The sequence below is a fragment of the Rhodococcus sp. 05-2255-1e genome (assembly GCF_002259025.1).
In the GTDB taxonomy this organism is placed as follows: domain Bacteria; phylum Actinomycetota; class Actinomycetes; order Mycobacteriales; family Mycobacteriaceae; genus Rhodococcoides; species Rhodococcoides fascians.
In genome coordinates, this window is the sequence record NZ_NOZE01000003.1 from 1 (window position 1) to 17,492 (window position 17,492).

Genomic DNA, 17,492 nt, shown 5'->3' on the forward strand with positions numbered 1-17,492 from the left:
TACCACCTACGCTCTGGCCGCGGTCGCGGTTCTACCGATGGCCCTGGCCGGATGCACCGAGAAGTCCTCGACCGAGGCCGCGTCGGGCGATATCGCCGTCACGGCCACCGACTCGTCCTGCGACGTCGGTGCATCCGAGGGCACCACCGGAAACTCCACGTTCCAGATCACCAACAACGGCAGCAAGGTCACCGAGTTCTACGTCTACGGCGAGGGCGACCGCGTCATGGGCGAGGTCGAGAACATCGGACCGGGTCTGACGCGTCAGCTCATCGTCGCTCTGCCCGACCCCGGCACGTACCAAACCGCCTGCAAGGCAGGCATGGTGGGCGACGGCGTCCGGGCCGATTACGTCGTGACCGGCGATTCGGTTCGCCAGACGGACGAGGACGGCTTGCTCGCCGAGGCAGCCGACGGCTACAAGCGCTACGTCGTCAGTCAGATCGACGCGTTGCAGGAGACCACGACGTCGTTCGTCACCGCGGTCAAGAGCGGCGACGTTGCCGCAGCCAAGGCCCAGTTCCCCATCGCGCGTAGCTATTACGAGCGCATCGAGCCGGTCGCCGAGAGCTTCCCGGACGATCTCGATCCGCGCATCGACCTGCGTGAGCCCGACGTCGAGCCCGGCGCGGAGTGGACCGGCTTCCACCGCATCGAGAAGGACCTGTGGACGCAGGGACTGCAGCCCGACACCAATGCGATGGCCGATCAGCTCGAGGCCGACATCACCGAACTCGCAGACAAGATCAAGGCCGACGACTTCACCATCGACCCCGTCCAGGTCGCCGGTGGCGCACAGGGATTGCTCGACGAGGTCGCCAAGACCAAGATCAGCGGAGAAGAGGACTTCTTCTCGCACACCGACCTGTGGGACTTCCAGGCCAACGTCGACGGCTCGCAGGCAGCCATCGCGGCCGTGCGTCCGATCCTCGACGAGCGCAACGCCGAACTGGGCACCGCGATCGACGCCCGCTTCGCAGAACTCGACGCCGAACTCGCCAAGTACCGCAGCGGCGACGGCTTCGTCTTCTACGACACCGTGACCGAACCGCAGCGACAGGAACTGTCGAACAAGATCGACGCACTGTCCGCCGAAGTGAGCCAGGTGCAGGGTGTCGTTGCCGGACAGTAAGACTGGACAGTTCTCCCGGCGGCGCCTGTTCGGTGCCGTCGGGACCGGGGCTGCACTCGTCGGAGTCGGGGCCATCGCGGGACACGCGACGGCCTCGGGAGCCGAGGTGCCGACGTCGGACGTCGTCGAGTTCCGCGGCGACCATCAGGCCGGCATCGTCACCCCGGCACAGGACCGCATGCACTTCGTCGCGTTCGACGTCACCACCGACTCTCGCGACGAGTTCGTTGCGCTGCTGAAGAAGTGGACCCTGATGGCCGAGCGGTTGGTGCAGGGCGAGGAGACGTTCGACGGCGGAGCTGTCGACGGCGGCCAGTACAACCCGCCCACCGACACCGGCGAGGCTCTCGGCCTGTCCGCATCGTCGCTGACGCTGACGATCGGGTTCGGTCCGGCGCTGTTCGACCGATTCGATCTGGCGTCGAAAAAGCCTGCGTCGCTTGCCGATCTGCAGCACTTCCCGGCCGACAACCTCGACCCCCGCCGCTCCGGCGGAGACCTGTGCATCCAGGCCTGCGCCGACGACCCGCAGGTTGCCGTCCACGCCATTCGCAACCTCGCCCGCGTCGGGTTCGGCACGGTGTCGGTCAAGTGGTCTCAGCTGGGCTTCGGACGCACCTCGTCCACCTCGACCACACAGGACACCCCACGAAACCTGTTCGGCTTCAAGGACGGGACCGCCAACCTCAAGGCCGAGGACCCGTCTTTGCTGGACGAGAACGTCTGGGTTGCCCCTGACGACGATCAGGAATGGATGGCAGGCGGCTCCTACCTCGTGGCCCGCCGCATCCGCATGCTCATCGAATCGTGGGACCGCACCACGCTCAAGGAACAAGAGCGAGTGATCGGACGCAGCAAGGGAACCGGCGCACCGCTCGGCCAGAAGGACGAATTCGACGCACTCGACTTCGAGTCACAGGGACCGGAAGGCACCTTCATCGACAAGACCGCACACGTGCGTCTGGCGTCGAAGGAAAACCTCGGCGGCGTCCAGATCCTGCGTCGGGGATACAACTTCACCGACGGATCGGACGGCTTCGGACACCTCGACGCCGGACTGTTCTTCATCGCCTACTGCCGCGATCCCCTGACCCAATTCGTCCCGATGCAGTTGGCCCTGTCTCGCAAGGACGCACTGAACGAATACATCCAACACGTCGGGTCTGCGGTATTCGCGTGCCCACCCGGCGTCGGAGAATCCGAATACTGGGGTTCGACACTGTTCGAGTGATTCTTCGCCGGCCCCACCCCGTCCGGGCGGTGAGTTCGTGCACGCGGTTCGGTCTACATCGTCGTATGTTTTCGTCATCGACATCGGGAGCACATATGGGTCAGCTGGTTCGGGTACAGAATTTCACCGTCTCGAGCGACGGGATTGCTGCGGGCGAGGACCAGAGCCTCGAGAGCCCGTTCGGTCTCGACCATCTGGCACTGATGAGGTGGTACTTCGCCACCGCCAGTTTTCCTGGAAACGCCGGATCGAGCGGAAGCCGCGGACTCGACGACTACTTCGCCCGCGATTTCGCCCACAACATCGGTGCCGAGATCATGGGCCGACACAAGTTCGGGCCACAACGCGGACCGTGGGCCGATCACGAGTGGCAGGGCTGGTGGGGCGACGAGCCGCCGTTCCACACGCCCGTCTTCGTGCTCACCCACCACGAACGGCCGTCGATCACACTCTCCGACACCACTTTTCACTTCGTCGACGGCGAGCCCGCCGACGTACTGAAACAGGCGAAGGAGGCGGCCGACGGGAAGGACGTGCGACTCGGCGGTGGCGTCACCAGCATCCGCGAATTCCTCGACGCCGATCTGGTCGACACCATGCACATCGCCGTCACACCCATCGAATTCGGCTCGGGCCTGAAGCTGTGGGATTCACCCGACGAATTGAACGACAGATTCGAGCACGAAGTTGTCCCGAGTAGCAGCGGTATGACTCATCACTTGTTCTGGCGTAGGTAGCCGGGCCGGATCAATGCGCCTTTGTTGCACTCTGACCGACTGAAACCCACATTGATCCCGACCCGAGGGACGAGGAATGCCCCAGCCAACGCGAGTATTGGGCGAGTGAGAACAACTCAGGCGGAGTCGGCGTCGGAGGGAAAGTCCGACGCCGACATTCCGAGGTGCTCGATGTGATAGACGGCCTCGTCGAGCAGCATCGCGACGTGGTTGTCGTACAGGCGATAGATGACGCTTCGGCCCGAGCGCGTACCGGTGACCAGTCCCATGGCGCGTAACAACCGGAGCTGATGCGACACCGCCGACTGTTCCATTTCCACTGCGTCGGCCAAATCGTTGACCCCACTCGGCCCCTGCCGTAGCTGCGTCAGAATGCGCAGTCGACTCGGCGTGGCCAGAGCCTGGAGGGTCGCGGCCACCGTGGCGGCAGATTCGGCATCGAGCTGCGCAGGTGGCGTGCTGCGTCCCTCGACTCCATGTCCCATGCGACAACTATAGTTTATGTACACATGTAAAGGTCTTCATGTAATCCTGTACGGTGATGTTCGCACTGTCCGACGGAACGAAGGCCCGCATGACTTCCACCAGCACCGCCCCGGCACCGGCCGACGTGCGACATCCAGCCGGCGCAAGCCGCACCCGTCTCGTCGACATCGCCGAAGTCAGATGGGCGCTGGCCGCGACAGCACTGTTCGCCCTCGGACTTCTCGCGCAATTGATCGACGCGCCGACATGGACGTACTGGGCGCTGTACCTCGCCTGCTACGCCACCGGTGGGTGGGAGCCTGCGCTCGAAGGACTCCGGGCGTTGCGGGACCGAACTCTCGACGTCGACCTGCTGATGATCGTCGCCGCACTCGGTGCCGCCGCGATCGGGCAGATCTTCGACGGCGCACTGCTGATCGTCATCTTCGCCACGTCCGGTGCCCTCGAAGCGGTGCTCACCAGACGCACCGCCGACTCGATTCGGAGTTTGCTCGAACTGGCACCCGAGACCGCGACCGTGCTCGACACCGCCGGCCACGAACGAACGGTCGCCGCATCCGACCTCCGCCCGGGCGACATCGTGACAGTGCGCCCCGGCGAACGCATTTCGGGTGAAGGCACCATAGTCGACGGCGCATCCGACATCGATCAGGCCTCGATCACGGGGGAATCGGTACCCGTCTCGAAATCCGTGGGCGACGAGGTGTTTGCCGGCACCATCAACGGCACCGGCGCACTACGGATCAGGATCGACGTCGACCCGTCCGACACGATCATCGCGCGCATCGTCACCCTGGTCGAGCATGCGTCCGAGACCAAGGCCGAGAAGCAACTGTTCATAGACAAAGTCGAGCAGTACTACTCGAAGACCGTCGTGCTCTGTACCGCAGCGATATTCGCGGTACCGATGCTGCTCGGGAACGACCTCGAATCGTCGTTGCTGCGGGCGATGACGTTCATGATCGTCGCGTCACCGTGCGCGGTGGTCCTGGCGACCATGCCGCCCCTACTCGCAGCGATGGCCACCGCCGGCAGGAACGGCGTGCTGGTCAAGTCTGCCGTGGCGATGGAACAGCTGCGCTCCATCGACACGGTCGCCTTCGACAAGACGGGGACCCTCACCGAGGGAACACCGCGAGTCGAACGCATCGACGCGCTGGGTGAGTTCACCGAGCACGAGGTACTCCGCCTGGCAGCTGCAGCGGAGAACGGAAGTGAGCACCCCATCGGGACTGCCGTCGTCGAATTCGCGAAGGCTAGAGGTGTGTCGATAACGACCGCAACGCACTTCGATTCGACACCCGGCATGGGAGTCACGGCCAGGGTCGACGGCCGCACCGTCACGGTCACCAAACCCGAAGCCGCACAGTACAACACGAACGCCCCGGCCGAGCGCACCGCCGCCCTTCGAGAAGCCGAGGGCATGACGGCGGTGATCGTGCACCTCGACGGAGAAGCGATCGCGGTGATCGGACTCGTCGACATCGTTCGCGCCGAAGCCGACACCACGGTCGCAGGTCTCGAACGTCTGGTCGGCACCCGACCGGTGCTCCTTACCGGCGACAACGACCGCGTCGCTCGAGCAGTCGCAGCGCGCGCCGGAATTGTCGACGTACGCGCGGGGCTGCTGCCCCAGGACAAGGCCGAGGCCGTCACACAACTGCAGATGGAACGTACCGACGGCGAGACCCCGCGGCGAGTGCTGTTGGTCGGCGACGGCGTCAACGACGCACCGGCGATGGCCACGGCCGACATCGGTGTCGCCATGGGACGTCGAGGATCCGATCTCGCGCTCGACACCGCCGATGCCGTCCTGATCCGCGACGACCTCGGGGCCCTGGCGTCCGTCATCGCGCTTTCGCGGCGGGCTCACCGCATCGTGGTCGCGAACCTGGCGATTGCGGCGACGTTCATCGTGGTATTGGTGGCCTGGGATCTGATCGGTACCCTTCCGCTACCGATCGGCGTGGCCGGTCACGAAAGCTCCACGGTCATCGTTGCTTTGAACGGGATGCGATTGCTGTCTTCGCGTGCCTGGAAGCAGAAAGCGTCCCGGTCAGCCCCGTAGACCCCAGTGTTCGATCCAATCCAACGCACTCATCTCTCCCGGCGTGACGCCCGCATTGCGGGCCGATGCCTCGGCATTACGGATCAACGCGGCGAAATCGAGTACTCGACGCCGTAATGCGTCCTCGGCACTGTCCCCGCCGTTCGAATGGTCGACGCCGATGTGGACGACCCGCAAACCGTCCGGAACGAGCTCGTCGGGCAGTCCCGCCTTGCTCGCGCGACCGATCACCTTCTGCGCCAATGCAAGTGACGGCTGAGACATCGCGATACCGTCCAGGCAGGAGCCCCTGGCTTTTTCCGACGCCTTCTTCTCTTCCCACATCCGCTCCTGCTCGACGATGTCGATCGGTCCGGTGTCGGTTCGGCTCAGATGCGGGCTGCGGTGTGTCAGCTTCCGCACCAGACCTGCGGCAACGTCATCGACGTCGAAGGGGTCCTCGGCGGCGTCCTGAGCGATCCGGGAGTGAAAGAGCACCTGTAACAACAGGTCTCCCAGCTCTTCACGGAGGTCGACCAAATTGCCGGCGGCGATGGCGTCGAGCAGCTCGTAGGTCTCTTCCAGAAGATAGCCGCGCAGCGACTCGTGCGTCTGCTGAGCTTCCCAGCCGCCGACGCTACGCAAACGGTCCATCAGCTGGACCGCCGCGATGACGTCGTCGCCAGGAAGCTTCTCGGCCGCGACGACGCGTTCGCCGCGGGCGATCCGGTTCTGTACATCGGGATTGGTCCGGTCGGTGCTCACCAACACGGCATCGACGTCGTCGGGCGCGGCGGTGCCGGAGAACAACCAGCGCACCTTCACCGGAACCTCTTCGGTGAACTGCACTGCGCCACCGAGAAATTCGACGGCGTCCACCGGTACCTGAGTAGGACGAACAGGGTCGAGCAGAACGATCGTCACCGCTACACCCCCACAGTTTGCTCCAACAGGACGGACCGAGATGGCTTCCCGTCCAAGGATAGGATGAGATCGGCGATGAACTGCACCAATTCGACATCGCGGACGCGCGCCGCTCCGACACCGCCGCCTTCGACGCGGGGCAACGGCAGCTGCACCACTCCGGTGGTCGCACGATACGTCGCGCTCGGGTAGAGGCGCTTGAGCCTGATCTGCTTGGAATCGGGCAGGTCCATCGGAGCCAATTTCACCTGTGTCCCGGCCACATTGACGTCGGTCAGGCCGTACTCCTTGGCGATCAAGCGCAGCTTCGCGATGGAGACCAGGCGGCCGACCTCCTCGGGTAGCGGGCCGTAGCGATCGACGAGTTCGTCGATGACGGCGTCGATGCCCTCGGAGTCGGCCGCGGCGGCGAGCTTCCGGTAGCCCTCGAGCCGAAGCCGGTCGCTGGTGACGTAATCCGGTGGGATGTTCGCGTCGACGGGGAGGTCGATACGCACTTCCTTGGGTGCCTCGTCCGTCGTGATCGGCTTACCGTCGGCGGCCGCGCGGTAGGCCTCGACCGCTTCACCGACGAGCCTTACGTACAGATCGAATCCGACGCCGGCGACGTGGCCGGACTGCTCGGCTCCCAGAACGTTTCCGGCACCACGAATTTCGAGGTCCTTCATCGCCACGGCCATACCGGCTCCGAGGTCGGAGTTCTGCGAGATGGTCGCCAACCGGTCGTAGGCGGTTTCGGTGAGCGGCTTCTCCGGCGGGTACAGGAAGTACGCGTACCCGCGTTCGCGGCTACGACCCACTCGACCGCGCAGCTGATGCAGCTGGGACAGGCCGAGCGAATCGGAGCGTTCGACGATCAGCGTGTTGGCGTTGGAGATATCGAGACCGGTCTCGATGATGGTGGTGCACACCAACACGTCGGTCTCGCGTTGCCAGAAACCCTGCACGGTGCGTTCGAGTGTTTCCTCGTTCATCTGACCGTGTGCGGTCGCCACTCGCGCCTCGGGGACGAGATCCCGAATCTTCTTGGCGGCCTTGTCGATCGAGCTCACTCGGTTGTGCACGAAGAACACCTGGCCGTCACGCAGCAATTCGCGCCGAATGGCGGCGGCAACCTGCTTGTCGTTGTAGGCACCGACGTAGGTCAGCACCGGATGCCGCTCCTCGGGCGGGGTGAGGATGGTCGACATCTCGCGAATGCCCGCCAGGCTCATCTCCAGCGTTCGCGGAATCGGGGTGGCCGACATCGTCAGCACGTCGACGTGAGTACGGAGCGACTTGATGTGCTCCTTGTGCTCGACGCCGAAACGCTGCTCCTCGTCGACGATGACCAGGCCGAGGTCCTTCCAGGCGACACCGGTCTGCAGCAACCTGTGCGTGCCGACGACGATGTCGACGGTGCCGTCGGCCAATCCGGCCATCACTTCTTTGGAATCGGCACCGTGGGTGAAGCGCGAGAGCCCCTTGACCGTCACCGGGAACGACGCCATCCGCGCGGTGAACGTCTGCAGATGCTGTTGAGCGAGAAGCGTTGTCGGGACCAGGACGGCCACCTGCTTGCCGTCCTGAACTGCCTTGAACGCGGCGCGCACGGCGATCTCGGTCTTGCCGTAACCCACATCGCCGAGGATGACGCGGTCCATCGGGACGGCCTTCTCCATGTCGGCCTTGACCTCGGTAATGGCTGTCATCTGATCGACCGTCTCGGTGAACCCGAACGCATCTTCCATCTCGCGCTGCCACGGAGTGTCGGCCCCGAACGCGTGTCCCGGAGCCGCCTGGCGAGCGGCATACAGCTGCACGAGTTCGCCGGCGATCTCGCGAACCGCCTTGCGCGCCTTGCGTTTGGTGTTCGCCCAGTCGGACCCGCCGAGCTTGCTCAGTGTCGGCAGTTCGCCGCCGACGTAGCGCGAGAGTTGATCGAGCGAATCCATCGGCACGAACAGTCGGTCGCCGGGGTGACCGCGCTTGCTCGGCGCGTATTCGACGACGAGGTATTCGCGCCGGGCACCGCCGATGGTGCGCTCGACCATCTCGACGAACCGGCCGATGCCGTGCTGATCGTGGACGACGCTGTCGCCGGCAACGAGAGCCAGCGGATCGACCTGATTGCGACGCTTCGCCGGTAGCTTGCGCCCCTCCCCCGCCGCCGCGACACGGTTGCCGGTGAGGTCGCTCTCGGTGACGACCACGAGCTTCGCGTCGGGGAACACCAGACCGTCGTGCAACGATCCGCACAGGACGTTGACGACGTCCGGAACCGGGACGGCACCGGAATCGAGGTGTGCGGCAGGCACTTCGGCCTCGGCGAGGCGCTCGATGATGCGCTTGGCGGTACCGGCTCCGGCCACGGAGATGACGGCCCGTCCACCGGTGGCGATGTGGGCTCGCAGGGTGGCGTACAGCGCCGTCAACGCTTCCTCGGAACCTCGCACCTCGGGCACGGGATCGACGGCGAGCTCCACTTCTTCGCCGTTGCCCGACGCCAAGGGGCTGATGGTCCACCACGGCCGGCCGTGCACCTGGGCCGATTCGCGTACCTGCCGCAGCGAGCGGTACGCGGAGGCACCGAGATCGAGCGAGGCCCCCTCGAGGCTGGACGTATCGAGGGTGGACGTATCCAGCGGCGCGGCTCCACCGATGGATGCCGCAGTCCAGGACGCTTCGAGGAATTCCTGTCCGGTGCGGACCAAATCGGTTGCGCGAGTTCGGATTCGCTCGGGATCGCAGAGCAGGACGTGGGTCCCGGCGGGCAATGTGTCGGCGAGCAGTTGCAACTCGCCGGGTTGCAACAGCGGCAGCAGCGCCTCCATGCCCTCCACCGGGACTCCGGCCGACAGCTTGTCCAGCATCTCTACCAACGCGGTGTCACCGGCATTGTCGGCGGCGAGCACGGCCGCGCGATCGCGAACCTCCTGCGTGAGAAGCAATTCTCGACACGGCGGCGCGATGACGAGATCGACCTCGTGATCGGGGAGCGATCGCTGATCGGAGACGGCGAATGCGCGGAGCTCGGTGATCTCGTCGCCCCAGAATTCGACGCGGACCGGATGATCGGCCGTCGGCGAGAACAGGTCCAGTATGCCGCCGCGGACGGCGAATTCGCCGCGCTTGCCCACCATGTCGACGCGCAGGTAGCCGAATTCAACGAGGCGATGGATCAGCCCGTCGAAGTCCAGATCGAGACCGACTTTGAGCGTGACGGGTTCGATCTCGCCGAGACCCGGGGCCATCGGCTGCACCAGCGAGCGAACGGTGGTGACGATGACACGCAGCGGATCGCCGTAGTCGCTGTCACCGGGGCGGGCGAGACGACGGAGCACATCGAGCCGCTTGCCCACGGTATCGGCGCTCGGGGAGAGCCGTTCGTGCGGCAGCGTCTCCCACGACGGGAACATGGCGACGCCGCCACCGAGAATCTGGGTGAGTTCACTCGTCAGGTCGTCGGCTTCGCGTCCCGTCGCGGTGACGACCAGAAGTTGGGTGTGCTGTGCGATTGCGGCGGCCACGAACGGGCGCACCGAGTGCGGCCCGATCAACGTGTGCTCGGCCGTTCCGATCGCGTCGGCGACCGCGACCATCGACGCATCCGTCAACGCGACACTGGCGAGCCCCGAAAGGTGAAGCGCCGCGTCGGGAACGATCGGGGCCGGCCCGGACGTGGTCATGGCAGGCAGGGAATCGGAAGACAACAGCAATGCTCCTGAACGAGTCGAGGCGATGGCTGCGCACGCACAGTCCCGTCGAGTCTATGGGAGCGCACCGACACCGTGACACGCGGGAGATGCCGTCGAACCAGGACCGAGCCCGAGAATCAGGGCCTCGAAATCAGGGCCTCGAAATCAGAGCCTGGAACTGGGGGCCCGAACTACGGACCGAAGCGAATGACGCGACGGGCCGCGAATTCGCGGAAGTAGTCCAACTTGTTGGTCGGCACCAGCGCGGGGAGCAGGTAGTACCAGAGTCGCTCCATGCGCGAGGGCAGTTCCTCGGTGGTGGAGGTGGCGACGGCGACCATGTGAACGCCGGTGAGGATTTCGAGCACGAGCGAACCGATGGTGCTCGGATCCGAACTGGGGTCGATGTCACCCTGTGCGATGGCCTTGGCGGCGAGCTTGTCGAACGCGACGCTCCAGCCGGCCATGACGTTGCCCTCGGTGCCGCGGTAATCACCGATCTGATGGCTCAGACGCAGCATCGCCGACACCATCGGGTCGGTGACGGAGAGGTCGACGACGATGTAGGAGATCCCGATCGCAGCTTCCAGGGCCGGGATGCGCCCGTCGTTGAACTGCATGCAAGCCGTGCTCAGACGCGCATTGCCCTCGTCGATGACCGCACGTGCGAGTTCTTCCTTCGAGCCGAAATGGAAGTACAACGCGCCCTTGGTGACCTGGGACTGAGAGATGATTTCACTGAGGCTTGCGTTCGCGTACCCGAGGCGCAGGAAGACATTCGCTGCGCCTGCAAGCACGGTGTCGCGAGTGATCTCAGCGCGAGCCTGCCTGACCATAGGATCCGCCTCTGCGATTGAACTTCCACTGCGCAAATTACGCCCGAACGGTACCACTGAGCAGCTTTACGTTTGACGTCAACATGCATCGGTCCGGATGACAATCGCCCCTGATGTGTTGCGGCCCTCCCGCCCGACAAAGGGGACGATACCCCCTTTTTTCCTCGGTGAGAGCCGAAACAGAGTTGTCATTCCTCGGTCAGTCGAGGGTCCGCCTCCAGATTCGTCAGCCCGTTCCAGCAAAGGTTCACCACGTGGGCCGCAACCACTTCCTTGGGCGGCGTTCGCACGTCGAGCCACCACTGGGCCGTCATCGACACCATGCCGACCAACGCCTGCGCATACATCGGCGCGAATTCCGGATCCAGACCGCGCCGGGAGAAATCCCCCGCGAGCATGTGCCCGACGCGTCCCACAGCCTCGTTGAGGAGAGACGAGTACTTGCCGTCCTCGGCCGAGGCCGGCGAATCACGGACCAGAATGCGGAATCCGTCGGTGCGCTCCTCGATGTACGTCAGCAGGGCGAGCGCGACTCGTTCGACCCGAATACGCGACCGGTTGAGTTCGAGTGAACTGGTGATCATCCCCAGCAGCGTCGACATCTCGCGATCCACGATGACGGCATAAAGGCCTTCCTTGCCCCCGAAGTGTTCGTAGACCACCGGCTTGGACACGTTCGCGCGTCCGGCGATCTCCTCCACCGACGCCGCCTCGTACCCACGCTCGGCGAACAGCGTGCGCCCCACCTCGATCAACTGCTCGCGTCTCTGTGTCCCCGTCATGCGTACACGAGGTGTGCGTTCCTGCTCGGAGGCTGCGCCTGTCATCGAAAACCGCTTCCGTCACCGACCGTGGGCAATGCGGACGTCGAATCGACGCCTACTACAGACTAACGATGCCCGATCCATCCGTTTTTCCTGTCGCAGGGGCCGCGCCGGAACGACGCGAGTGGTCTGTTATGCGTCGCGGTTCGACTCACCGCCACCTCTCATGCGAGGATCGGTGCGCTCAGTGGGAGCGCAGCGGCTAACGAAGGCGTCGTTCTCTTCGTCGGCCACTGCTGCCACCGCTGGTCGATTATCCGCCGTGGTGTAATGGCAGCACCTCTGATTTTGGTTCAGATAGTTCAGGTTCGAGTCCTGGCGGCGGAGCGAGCAAGACCATTCGTGCATGCCCGTTTCGCGTCATCGCCCCGAGGAGCTCAATGCCTGTGCAGACCGCCGTGGTCGTTCTCGCTGCGGGTGCAGGTACCCGAATGCGGTCCAAGACTCCGAAAGTTCTGCATCCCCTGGCCGGCCGCACCATGCTCGCCCATGCGCTTCACGCCGCCGCCGATCTGGGCCCGGACCACCTGGTCACCGTTGTCGGCCACGATCGCGAACGGGTGAGCGCCGCAGTTCACGATCTGGCCGCCACGTTCGGCCGCACCATCCACACCGCAGTGCAGGATCGACAGCTCGGCACCGGGCACGCCGTCCAGTGCGGCCTCGCGGCGCTGCCGGACGACTTCGAGGGCACCGTCCTCGTCACTGCCGCCGACGTCCCGCTGCTCGACGGCCATACCCTCAAAGCTCTGCTCGACGAGCACCTGAGCGCTCCCCGCCCAGCGGCGGCGACGGTACTGACCTTCCTCCCCGAGGACGCCAACGGCTACGGCCGCATCGTGCGTACGGACGACGGCGAAGTGGCCGAGATCGTCGAACATGCCGACGCCACTCCCGCTCAGGTACTCATCGGTGAGGTCAACTCCGGCGTCTACGCATTCGACGCGGTCGCTCTGCGCACGGCATTGGGCAAGCTCAGCACCGCCAACGCGCAGCACGAGCTGTACCTGACCGACGTGGTCAAGATCAGCAAGGCCGACGGCAAGGCCGTCTACGGCACCCAGCTCGCCGATCCGGACCTGGTGGTGGGCGTCAACGATCGCGTTCAGCTGGCGCACGTCACGTCCGTGCTCAACCGCCACATCATCGAACGACACATGCGCGCAGGAGTGACCGTCGTCGATCCCGCGACCACCTGGATCGACATCGACGTCACCCTCGGCGCGGACGTACGCATCGAACCCGGCGTTCAACTCCACGGCAAGACGCACATCGCCGACGACGCGGTCGTCGGTCCCGACTCGACACTGCGTGACGTCGAGATCGGCGAGCGCGCGTCGGTCGTCCGTACCCACGCCGAGCAGGCCGTCATCGGCCCCGATGCGACGGTCGGGCCGTTCACCTATCTCCGTCCTGGAACTGTCCTCGGCACCGGCGGAAAACTCGGTGCCTACGTGGAGACGAAGAACGCGACGATCGGCAACCACACCAAGGTCCCGCATCTCACCTACGTCGGCGACGCCACGATCGGGGAGCACAGCAACATCGGCTGCTCCAACGTCTTCGCCAACTACGACGGCGTCAACAAGAGCCGCACGGAAATCGGATCCCACGTACGCACAGGATCCGACTCGACGTTCGTCGCCCCTGTGCACGTGGGCGACGGCGCTTACACCGGTGCAGGAACAGTGGTTCGGGACGATGTTCCTCCCGGCGCACTGGCCGTGTCCGGTGGCAAGCAACGCAATATCGAAGGCTGGGTCGTTCACAACAGGCCCGGAACCGAAGCTGCACAGGCAGCGGCGCGCGCAGATCGTGCTCGGCAAGAACTAAAGGACGGCGAAAAGCAGTGACCACCCCTAATTGGATCGACAACCAGAAGAACCTCATGTTGTTCTCTGGCCGAGCACATCCGGAGTTGGCCGAGCAGGTCGCCAAGGAACTCGGAATCGACGTCACCCCGCAGACGGCACGTGACTTCGCCAACGGCGAGATCTTCGTGCGCTTCGAGGAGTCGGTCCGCGGATCGGACGCGTTCGTTCTGCAGTCGCACCCGTTCCCGCTGAACACCTGGCTGATGGAACAGCTCATCATGATCGACGCACTCAAGCGTGGATCCGCCAAGCGCATCACCGCGATCCTCCCGTTCTACCCGTACGCACGCCAGGACAAGAAGCACCGCGGCCGCGAGCCGATCTCCGCTCGCCTCGTCGCCGATCTGCTCAAGACCGCCGGTGCCGACCGCATCATCACCGTCGATCTGCACACCGACCAGATCCAGGGCTTCTTCGACGGCCCCGTCGACCACATGCATGCCCACAGCCAGCTCGCCGATCACATCCGCGGCAAGTACAGCCTCGAACACATCACCGTCGTCTCCCCCGACTCCGGCCGCGTGCGCGTCGCCGAGAAGTGGGCCGACTCGTTCGGCGGCGCACCGCTCGCCTTCATCCACAAGACGCGTGATCCCCTGGTGCCCAACCAGGTCAAGTCCAACCGCGTCGTCGGCGAGGTCGAAGGCCGCACCTGCATCCTCATCGACGACATGATCGACACCGGCGGCACCATCGCAGGCGCAGTCAAGGTACTCAAAGAAGCCGGAGCGGGTGACGTCGTCATCGCCGCAACCCACGGCGTGCTGTCCAACCCGGCCGCCGAGCGCCTCGCCAACTGCGGTGCCAAGGAAGTCGTCGTCACCAACACCCTGCCGATCAGCGACGAGAAGCGCTTCGACACGCTGACCGAACTCTCGATCGCACCGCTGCTCGCCCGCACCATCCGCGAGGTCTTCGAAAACGGTTCGGTCACCAGCCTTTTCAACGGCAGCGCGTAGTACCCCTGGGTCATTCCGCAGGCTCCACTCCCGACCCCCAGGTCTGTTTCGCTCGATCCGAAACCCGCTCCGCCCGCTCCCCACCTGCACTGCATGAACTACGTCACGCCCGTGGCCGGAATATGCAGCTCGCGAGACGGGGGCGTGCGGGGCGGGTTTTGTTGTCACCTAAGATGACTCGTCGTGATCGACGCACATTCTCTCAACGCCCCGGCCGGAACTACTACCGTCAGAATCGCTCGATGGACGCCGGGCGGGTGCGTCTGGTGCGGCAGCACCGACAGCGTCGAAACCTTCCGTAACGAGCCGCGGTGCGGTCTGTGCCGAGAGAAGGAAGCCGTCATCGACGAGGCGAAGCACTTCATCGGCATGTACGGCCTGCGGCCTCTCGGTGGCACGCTCGCGTCCGACGACGAGGAGGAGCGCGAGTACCGCGTCACCGCCCGCGATGCGCGTGAGGTGCTCAACCGCATTCGACTCGAGAAGCTCCCCGACCCGGCCGCGGTCCGCAAAGCGTTGCGGCCCAGAGCCGCTGCTGCAGTGAACGCAGCGGCGTCTTCTTCGGCGACGACGTCGGGGTCTGCTCCGGCGAAGGCACCCACCAAGAAGTCGCAGGCCGGTGTCACCGGGATCGACGCGATCGAACTGCAGTCGCGGGTGGAGAAGTTGCTGACTCAGCTCACCTCGGTGGACGAACAGATCAGCGCACTGGACGGCGCGCAGGGCCTACCGGCACGCGCACGTATGAAGGATCTCGAGAAGCAGCGGACGACCGTTCTGACGACGCTGGCCGCCCTCGAGAAGGCGCGTCGCCGCACCAACTGATGCACGTAGTCTGATCGAGTGCTGCGCAAGCTTTCGATCTCACGGCAGGTACTCGACGCCGCGTACGCGGTCGTGTTCGTCCTGCTGCTGCTGGCGTCCACCGTGAACGGAGTCGCCGGTACCGCAGGTGTGGGCGTTCTGGTCGGGTTCGGCGTTGCACTGGCCATCCGACGCCGATCACCACGATGGTCCTTGGCGCTCGCCTGGGTGCTGGCCGTCGTGCAGATGGTCACCGGAGTGCTGCCGCTGTCCGCGGACACTGCGATCTTCGCGATTCTGTATTGCACGGCCGCGTACGGCGACAACGTGGTTCGACGCCTCGGGCTCGCGTCCGCCGTCGGCGGCGGAGTGATCGCAGCGGTGTATCTGGCCTACGTGGACGGAAATCCGTTCGGCCCACCCACGGAAGAGGGCTTTCAGGAACCCCGGCTCCTACAGTTCGCTTTCCTCCTCGCGGGCCTGTGGGCGATACTCGGGTTGTCCTGGGCCTTGGGTCGCTTGGCTTACGCGCGGCGCACATCGATCGAATCCGCGCACGCCCGTGAGCTCGCGGAGGTTCATCAGGCCCGCGCCGAGCACGAGGTGGCAATCGAGCAGGAGCGCAACCGAATTGCCCGCGACATGCACGACATCGTCGCGCATTCGCTGGCCGTGGTGATCGCACAGGCCGACGGCGCGCGGTACGTACGCGCTGTCGATCCCGCCGCGGTGGACACCGCACTGACCACCATCTCCGATACCGCTCGCGCCGCGCTGTCCGATGTACGGGTACTGCTCGGCCAGCTGCGACACAGTCAAGGCGACCTTCCGAACCCTACGTCTGAGGATCTGGATCGACTGCTCGCCTCGATGCGGGCCACCGGTCTGCAGATCGACGCCACCATCGACACCACCGGCTCGTCGTTGGGGGCCGGAGCGCACCTGGCGCTGTACCGCATCGCACAGGAATCGTTGACCAATGCGCTGCGCCACGGCGACCCGGACGAGCCGGTGTCCGTCACCATCGAATCCGATTCTGCCGGCGTCGAACTGACGGTCCGCAACAGTGTCCGTCCCGGCCGTTCGGTCACCGAATCCTCCGGCCACGGTGTCGCCGGCATGAAGGAGCGTGCCGGTCTCTCGGGCGGTACGTGCATCGCGTCCGGTGACGACTCGTCGTGGACCGTCACTGCGTGGCTGCCTGCCGCGTCCGAAGCCAGCAAGGGAAAAGTGTCATGAGCGAGCGCATCAGAGTGGCCCTGGTGGACGACCAGCAACTGTTCCGGGCGGGCATTCGTATGCTCATCTCCTCCCAGTCCGACCTCGAGTTCGTCGGGGAAGCCGGGAACGGCGTCGAGGCCGTTGCGCTCGCTGCGTCCGCAACGCCGGACGTGATGCTCATGGACGTACGGATGCCGGTGCTCGACGGTATTGCCGCCACCGAGCAGATCCTGGCCGCATCCGAGCACCCGCCCCGGATTCTGGTCTTGACGACGTTCGATCTCGACGAGAGCGCTGCACGTGCAATCCGTTCCGGTGCAAGCGGATTCGTCCTCAAGGACGCCGACCCGGAGTTCCTCCTCGCCGCGATCCGCACGGTGCACGCGGGCAACTCGGTCATTGCTGCGTCGGCGACGACCGGCCTGCTCGCGCACTTCACCCCGACTCCCGCTGTACCGAAGGCACCGGCCGAATTCGCCACTCTCACGGCGCGGGAGAAGGAGCTGTTCAGGCTCACCGCACGAGGGTTGAGCAACTCCGAGATCGCCGAGCTGGAGTATCTCAGCGAAGCCACCGTGAAGACACACATCAGCCGCATCTTCGCCAAACTCCACCTGCGTGATCGGGTGCAGTTGGTGGTCTACGCCTTCGAGCACGGACTGACTGGAGACTGACACCGAAGTCATCCTGCAGATGTACGACGCGAAGACTCGCGCCTGATTACTTCGGTCCTGCGAATT

Annotated in this window: 14 protein-coding genes and 1 tRNA gene; 10 read left to right on the top strand and 5 right to left on the bottom strand. The window is 65.0% G+C overall.

Going from position 1 to position 17,492, the window contains the following annotated elements; translation table 11 throughout:
- From efeO to CH262_RS00045, 3 genes are all read left to right on the top strand, one after another.
- Nucleotides 1–1,132, top strand: a 1,132-nt coding sequence (gene efeO, locus CH262_RS00035) for an iron uptake system protein EfeO (protein ID WP_143547037.1), incomplete at its 5' end; no start/stop codon positions are given.
- Nucleotides 1,113–2,363, top strand: a complete 1,251-nt coding sequence (gene efeB / locus CH262_RS00040) for an iron uptake transporter deferrochelatase/peroxidase subunit (RefSeq protein WP_094716623.1) — start codon at nt 1,113–1,115, stop codon at nt 2,361–2,363. The genes efeO and efeB, both read left to right, overlap by 20 nt.
- Nucleotides 2,364–2,458: 95 nt before the next feature.
- Nucleotides 2,459–3,100, top strand: a complete 642-nt coding sequence (locus tag CH262_RS00045) for a dihydrofolate reductase family protein (protein ID WP_094716624.1) — start codon at nt 2,459–2,461, stop codon at nt 3,098–3,100.
- Between the two features lie 116 nt (nt 3,101–3,216).
- Here CH262_RS00045 and CH262_RS00050 read toward each other — a convergent pair whose 3' ends face one another.
- Nucleotides 3,217–3,585 (bottom strand): ArsR/SmtB family transcription factor, encoded by a 369-nt coding sequence (locus tag CH262_RS00050; RefSeq protein ID WP_027496107.1) that lies wholly within the window; start codon nt 3,583–3,585, stop codon nt 3,217–3,219.
- A gap of 89 nt (nt 3,586–3,674) precedes the next feature.
- Here CH262_RS00050 and CH262_RS00055 point away from each other — a divergent pair, with 89 nt between their 5' ends.
- A complete protein-coding gene (locus CH262_RS00055) occupies nt 3,675–5,654 on the top strand; it encodes a heavy metal translocating P-type ATPase (RefSeq protein ID WP_080731866.1) in 1,980 nt (659 codons plus the stop codon).
- On the opposite strand, the gene CH262_RS00060 is transcribed toward CH262_RS00055, so the two are convergent.
- The 4 genes from CH262_RS00060 to CH262_RS00075 form a co-directional block, all read right to left on the bottom strand.
- Nucleotides 5,643–6,557 carry a MazG family protein gene (locus CH262_RS00060; protein ID WP_027496105.1) on the bottom strand — a complete coding sequence of 305 codons (915 nt, stop codon included), beginning with the start codon at nt 6,555–6,557 and terminating at the stop codon, nt 5,643–5,645. The two genes, CH262_RS00055 and CH262_RS00060, sit on opposite strands and share 12 nt — an antisense overlap.
- Before the next feature lie 2 nt (nt 6,558–6,559).
- Nucleotides 6,560–10,225 carry a transcription-repair coupling factor gene (gene mfd, locus CH262_RS00065; protein ID WP_032385656.1) on the bottom strand — a complete coding sequence of 1,222 codons (3,666 nt, stop codon included), beginning with the start codon at nt 10,223–10,225 and terminating at the stop codon, nt 6,560–6,562.
- A 200-nt stretch (nt 10,226–10,425) separates the two neighbouring features.
- Nucleotides 10,426–11,070 carry a ScbR family autoregulator-binding transcription factor gene (locus CH262_RS00070; RefSeq protein ID WP_027496103.1) on the bottom strand — a complete coding sequence of 215 codons (645 nt, stop codon included), beginning with the start codon at nt 11,068–11,070 and terminating at the stop codon, nt 10,426–10,428.
- 188 nt (nt 11,071–11,258) lie between these two features.
- Nucleotides 11,259–11,897, bottom strand: coding sequence for a TetR/AcrR family transcriptional regulator (locus CH262_RS00075; RefSeq protein ID WP_032364106.1), 639 nt, complete (start codon nt 11,895–11,897; stop codon nt 11,259–11,261).
- 253 nt (nt 11,898–12,150) lie between these two features.
- Here CH262_RS00075 and CH262_RS00080 point away from each other — a divergent pair.
- From CH262_RS00080 to CH262_RS00105, 6 genes are all read left to right on the top strand, one after another.
- Nucleotides 12,151–12,221: transfer RNA gene (locus CH262_RS00080), tRNA-Gln, on the top strand.
- 53 nt (nt 12,222–12,274) lie between these two features.
- Nucleotides 12,275–13,747 (top strand): bifunctional UDP-N-acetylglucosamine diphosphorylase/glucosamine-1-phosphate N-acetyltransferase GlmU, encoded by a 1,473-nt coding sequence (gene glmU, locus CH262_RS00085; RefSeq protein WP_032381758.1) that lies wholly within the window; start codon nt 12,275–12,277, stop codon nt 13,745–13,747.
- Nucleotides 13,744–14,727, top strand: coding sequence for a ribose-phosphate diphosphokinase (locus CH262_RS00090; protein WP_027496100.1), 984 nt, complete (start codon nt 13,744–13,746; stop codon nt 14,725–14,727). The genes glmU and CH262_RS00090 overlap by 4 nt, the downstream gene beginning before the upstream one ends.
- 183 nt (nt 14,728–14,910) lie before the next feature.
- On the top strand, nt 14,911–15,552 hold the full coding sequence (locus CH262_RS00095; protein WP_027496099.1) for a hypothetical protein: 642 nt from the start codon (nt 14,911–14,913) through the stop codon (nt 15,550–15,552).
- A gap of 18 nt (nt 15,553–15,570) precedes the next feature.
- Nucleotides 15,571–16,770 (top strand): sensor histidine kinase, encoded by a 1,200-nt coding sequence (locus CH262_RS00100; protein WP_032373017.1) that lies wholly within the window; start codon nt 15,571–15,573, stop codon nt 16,768–16,770.
- Entirely contained in the window at nt 16,767–17,426 is a 660-nt protein-coding gene (locus tag CH262_RS00105) for a response regulator (RefSeq protein ID WP_032364108.1), read from the top strand. Before CH262_RS00100 ends, CH262_RS00105 begins: the two co-directional genes overlap by 4 nt.
- Nucleotides 17,427–17,492: the final 66 nt, after the last annotated feature.

Coding starts and splice junctions, on each gene's coding strand:
- CH262_RS00045 (WP_094716624.1), top strand. CDS start 2,459: ATGGGTCAGCTGGTTCGGGTACAGAATTTCACCGTCTCGAGCGACGGG.
- CH262_RS00050 (WP_027496107.1), bottom strand. CDS start 3,585: ATGGGACATGGAGTCGAGGGACGCAGCACGCCACCTGCGCAGCTCGAT.
- CH262_RS00055 (WP_080731866.1), top strand. CDS start 3,675: ATGACTTCCACCAGCACCGCCCCGGCACCGGCCGACGTGCGACATCCA.
- mfd (WP_032385656.1), bottom strand. CDS start 10,225: ATGACCACGTCCGGGCCGGCCCCGATCGTTCCCGACGCGGCGCTTCAC.
- CH262_RS00070 (WP_027496103.1), bottom strand. CDS start 11,070: ATGGTCAGGCAGGCTCGCGCTGAGATCACTCGCGACACCGTGCTTGCA.
- CH262_RS00075 (WP_032364106.1), bottom strand. CDS start 11,897: ATGACAGGCGCAGCCTCCGAGCAGGAACGCACACCTCGTGTACGCATG.
- glmU (WP_032381758.1), top strand. CDS start 12,275: ATGCCTGTGCAGACCGCCGTGGTCGTTCTCGCTGCGGGTGCAGGTACC.
- CH262_RS00105 (WP_032364108.1), top strand. CDS start 16,767: ATGAGCGAGCGCATCAGAGTGGCCCTGGTGGACGACCAGCAACTGTTC.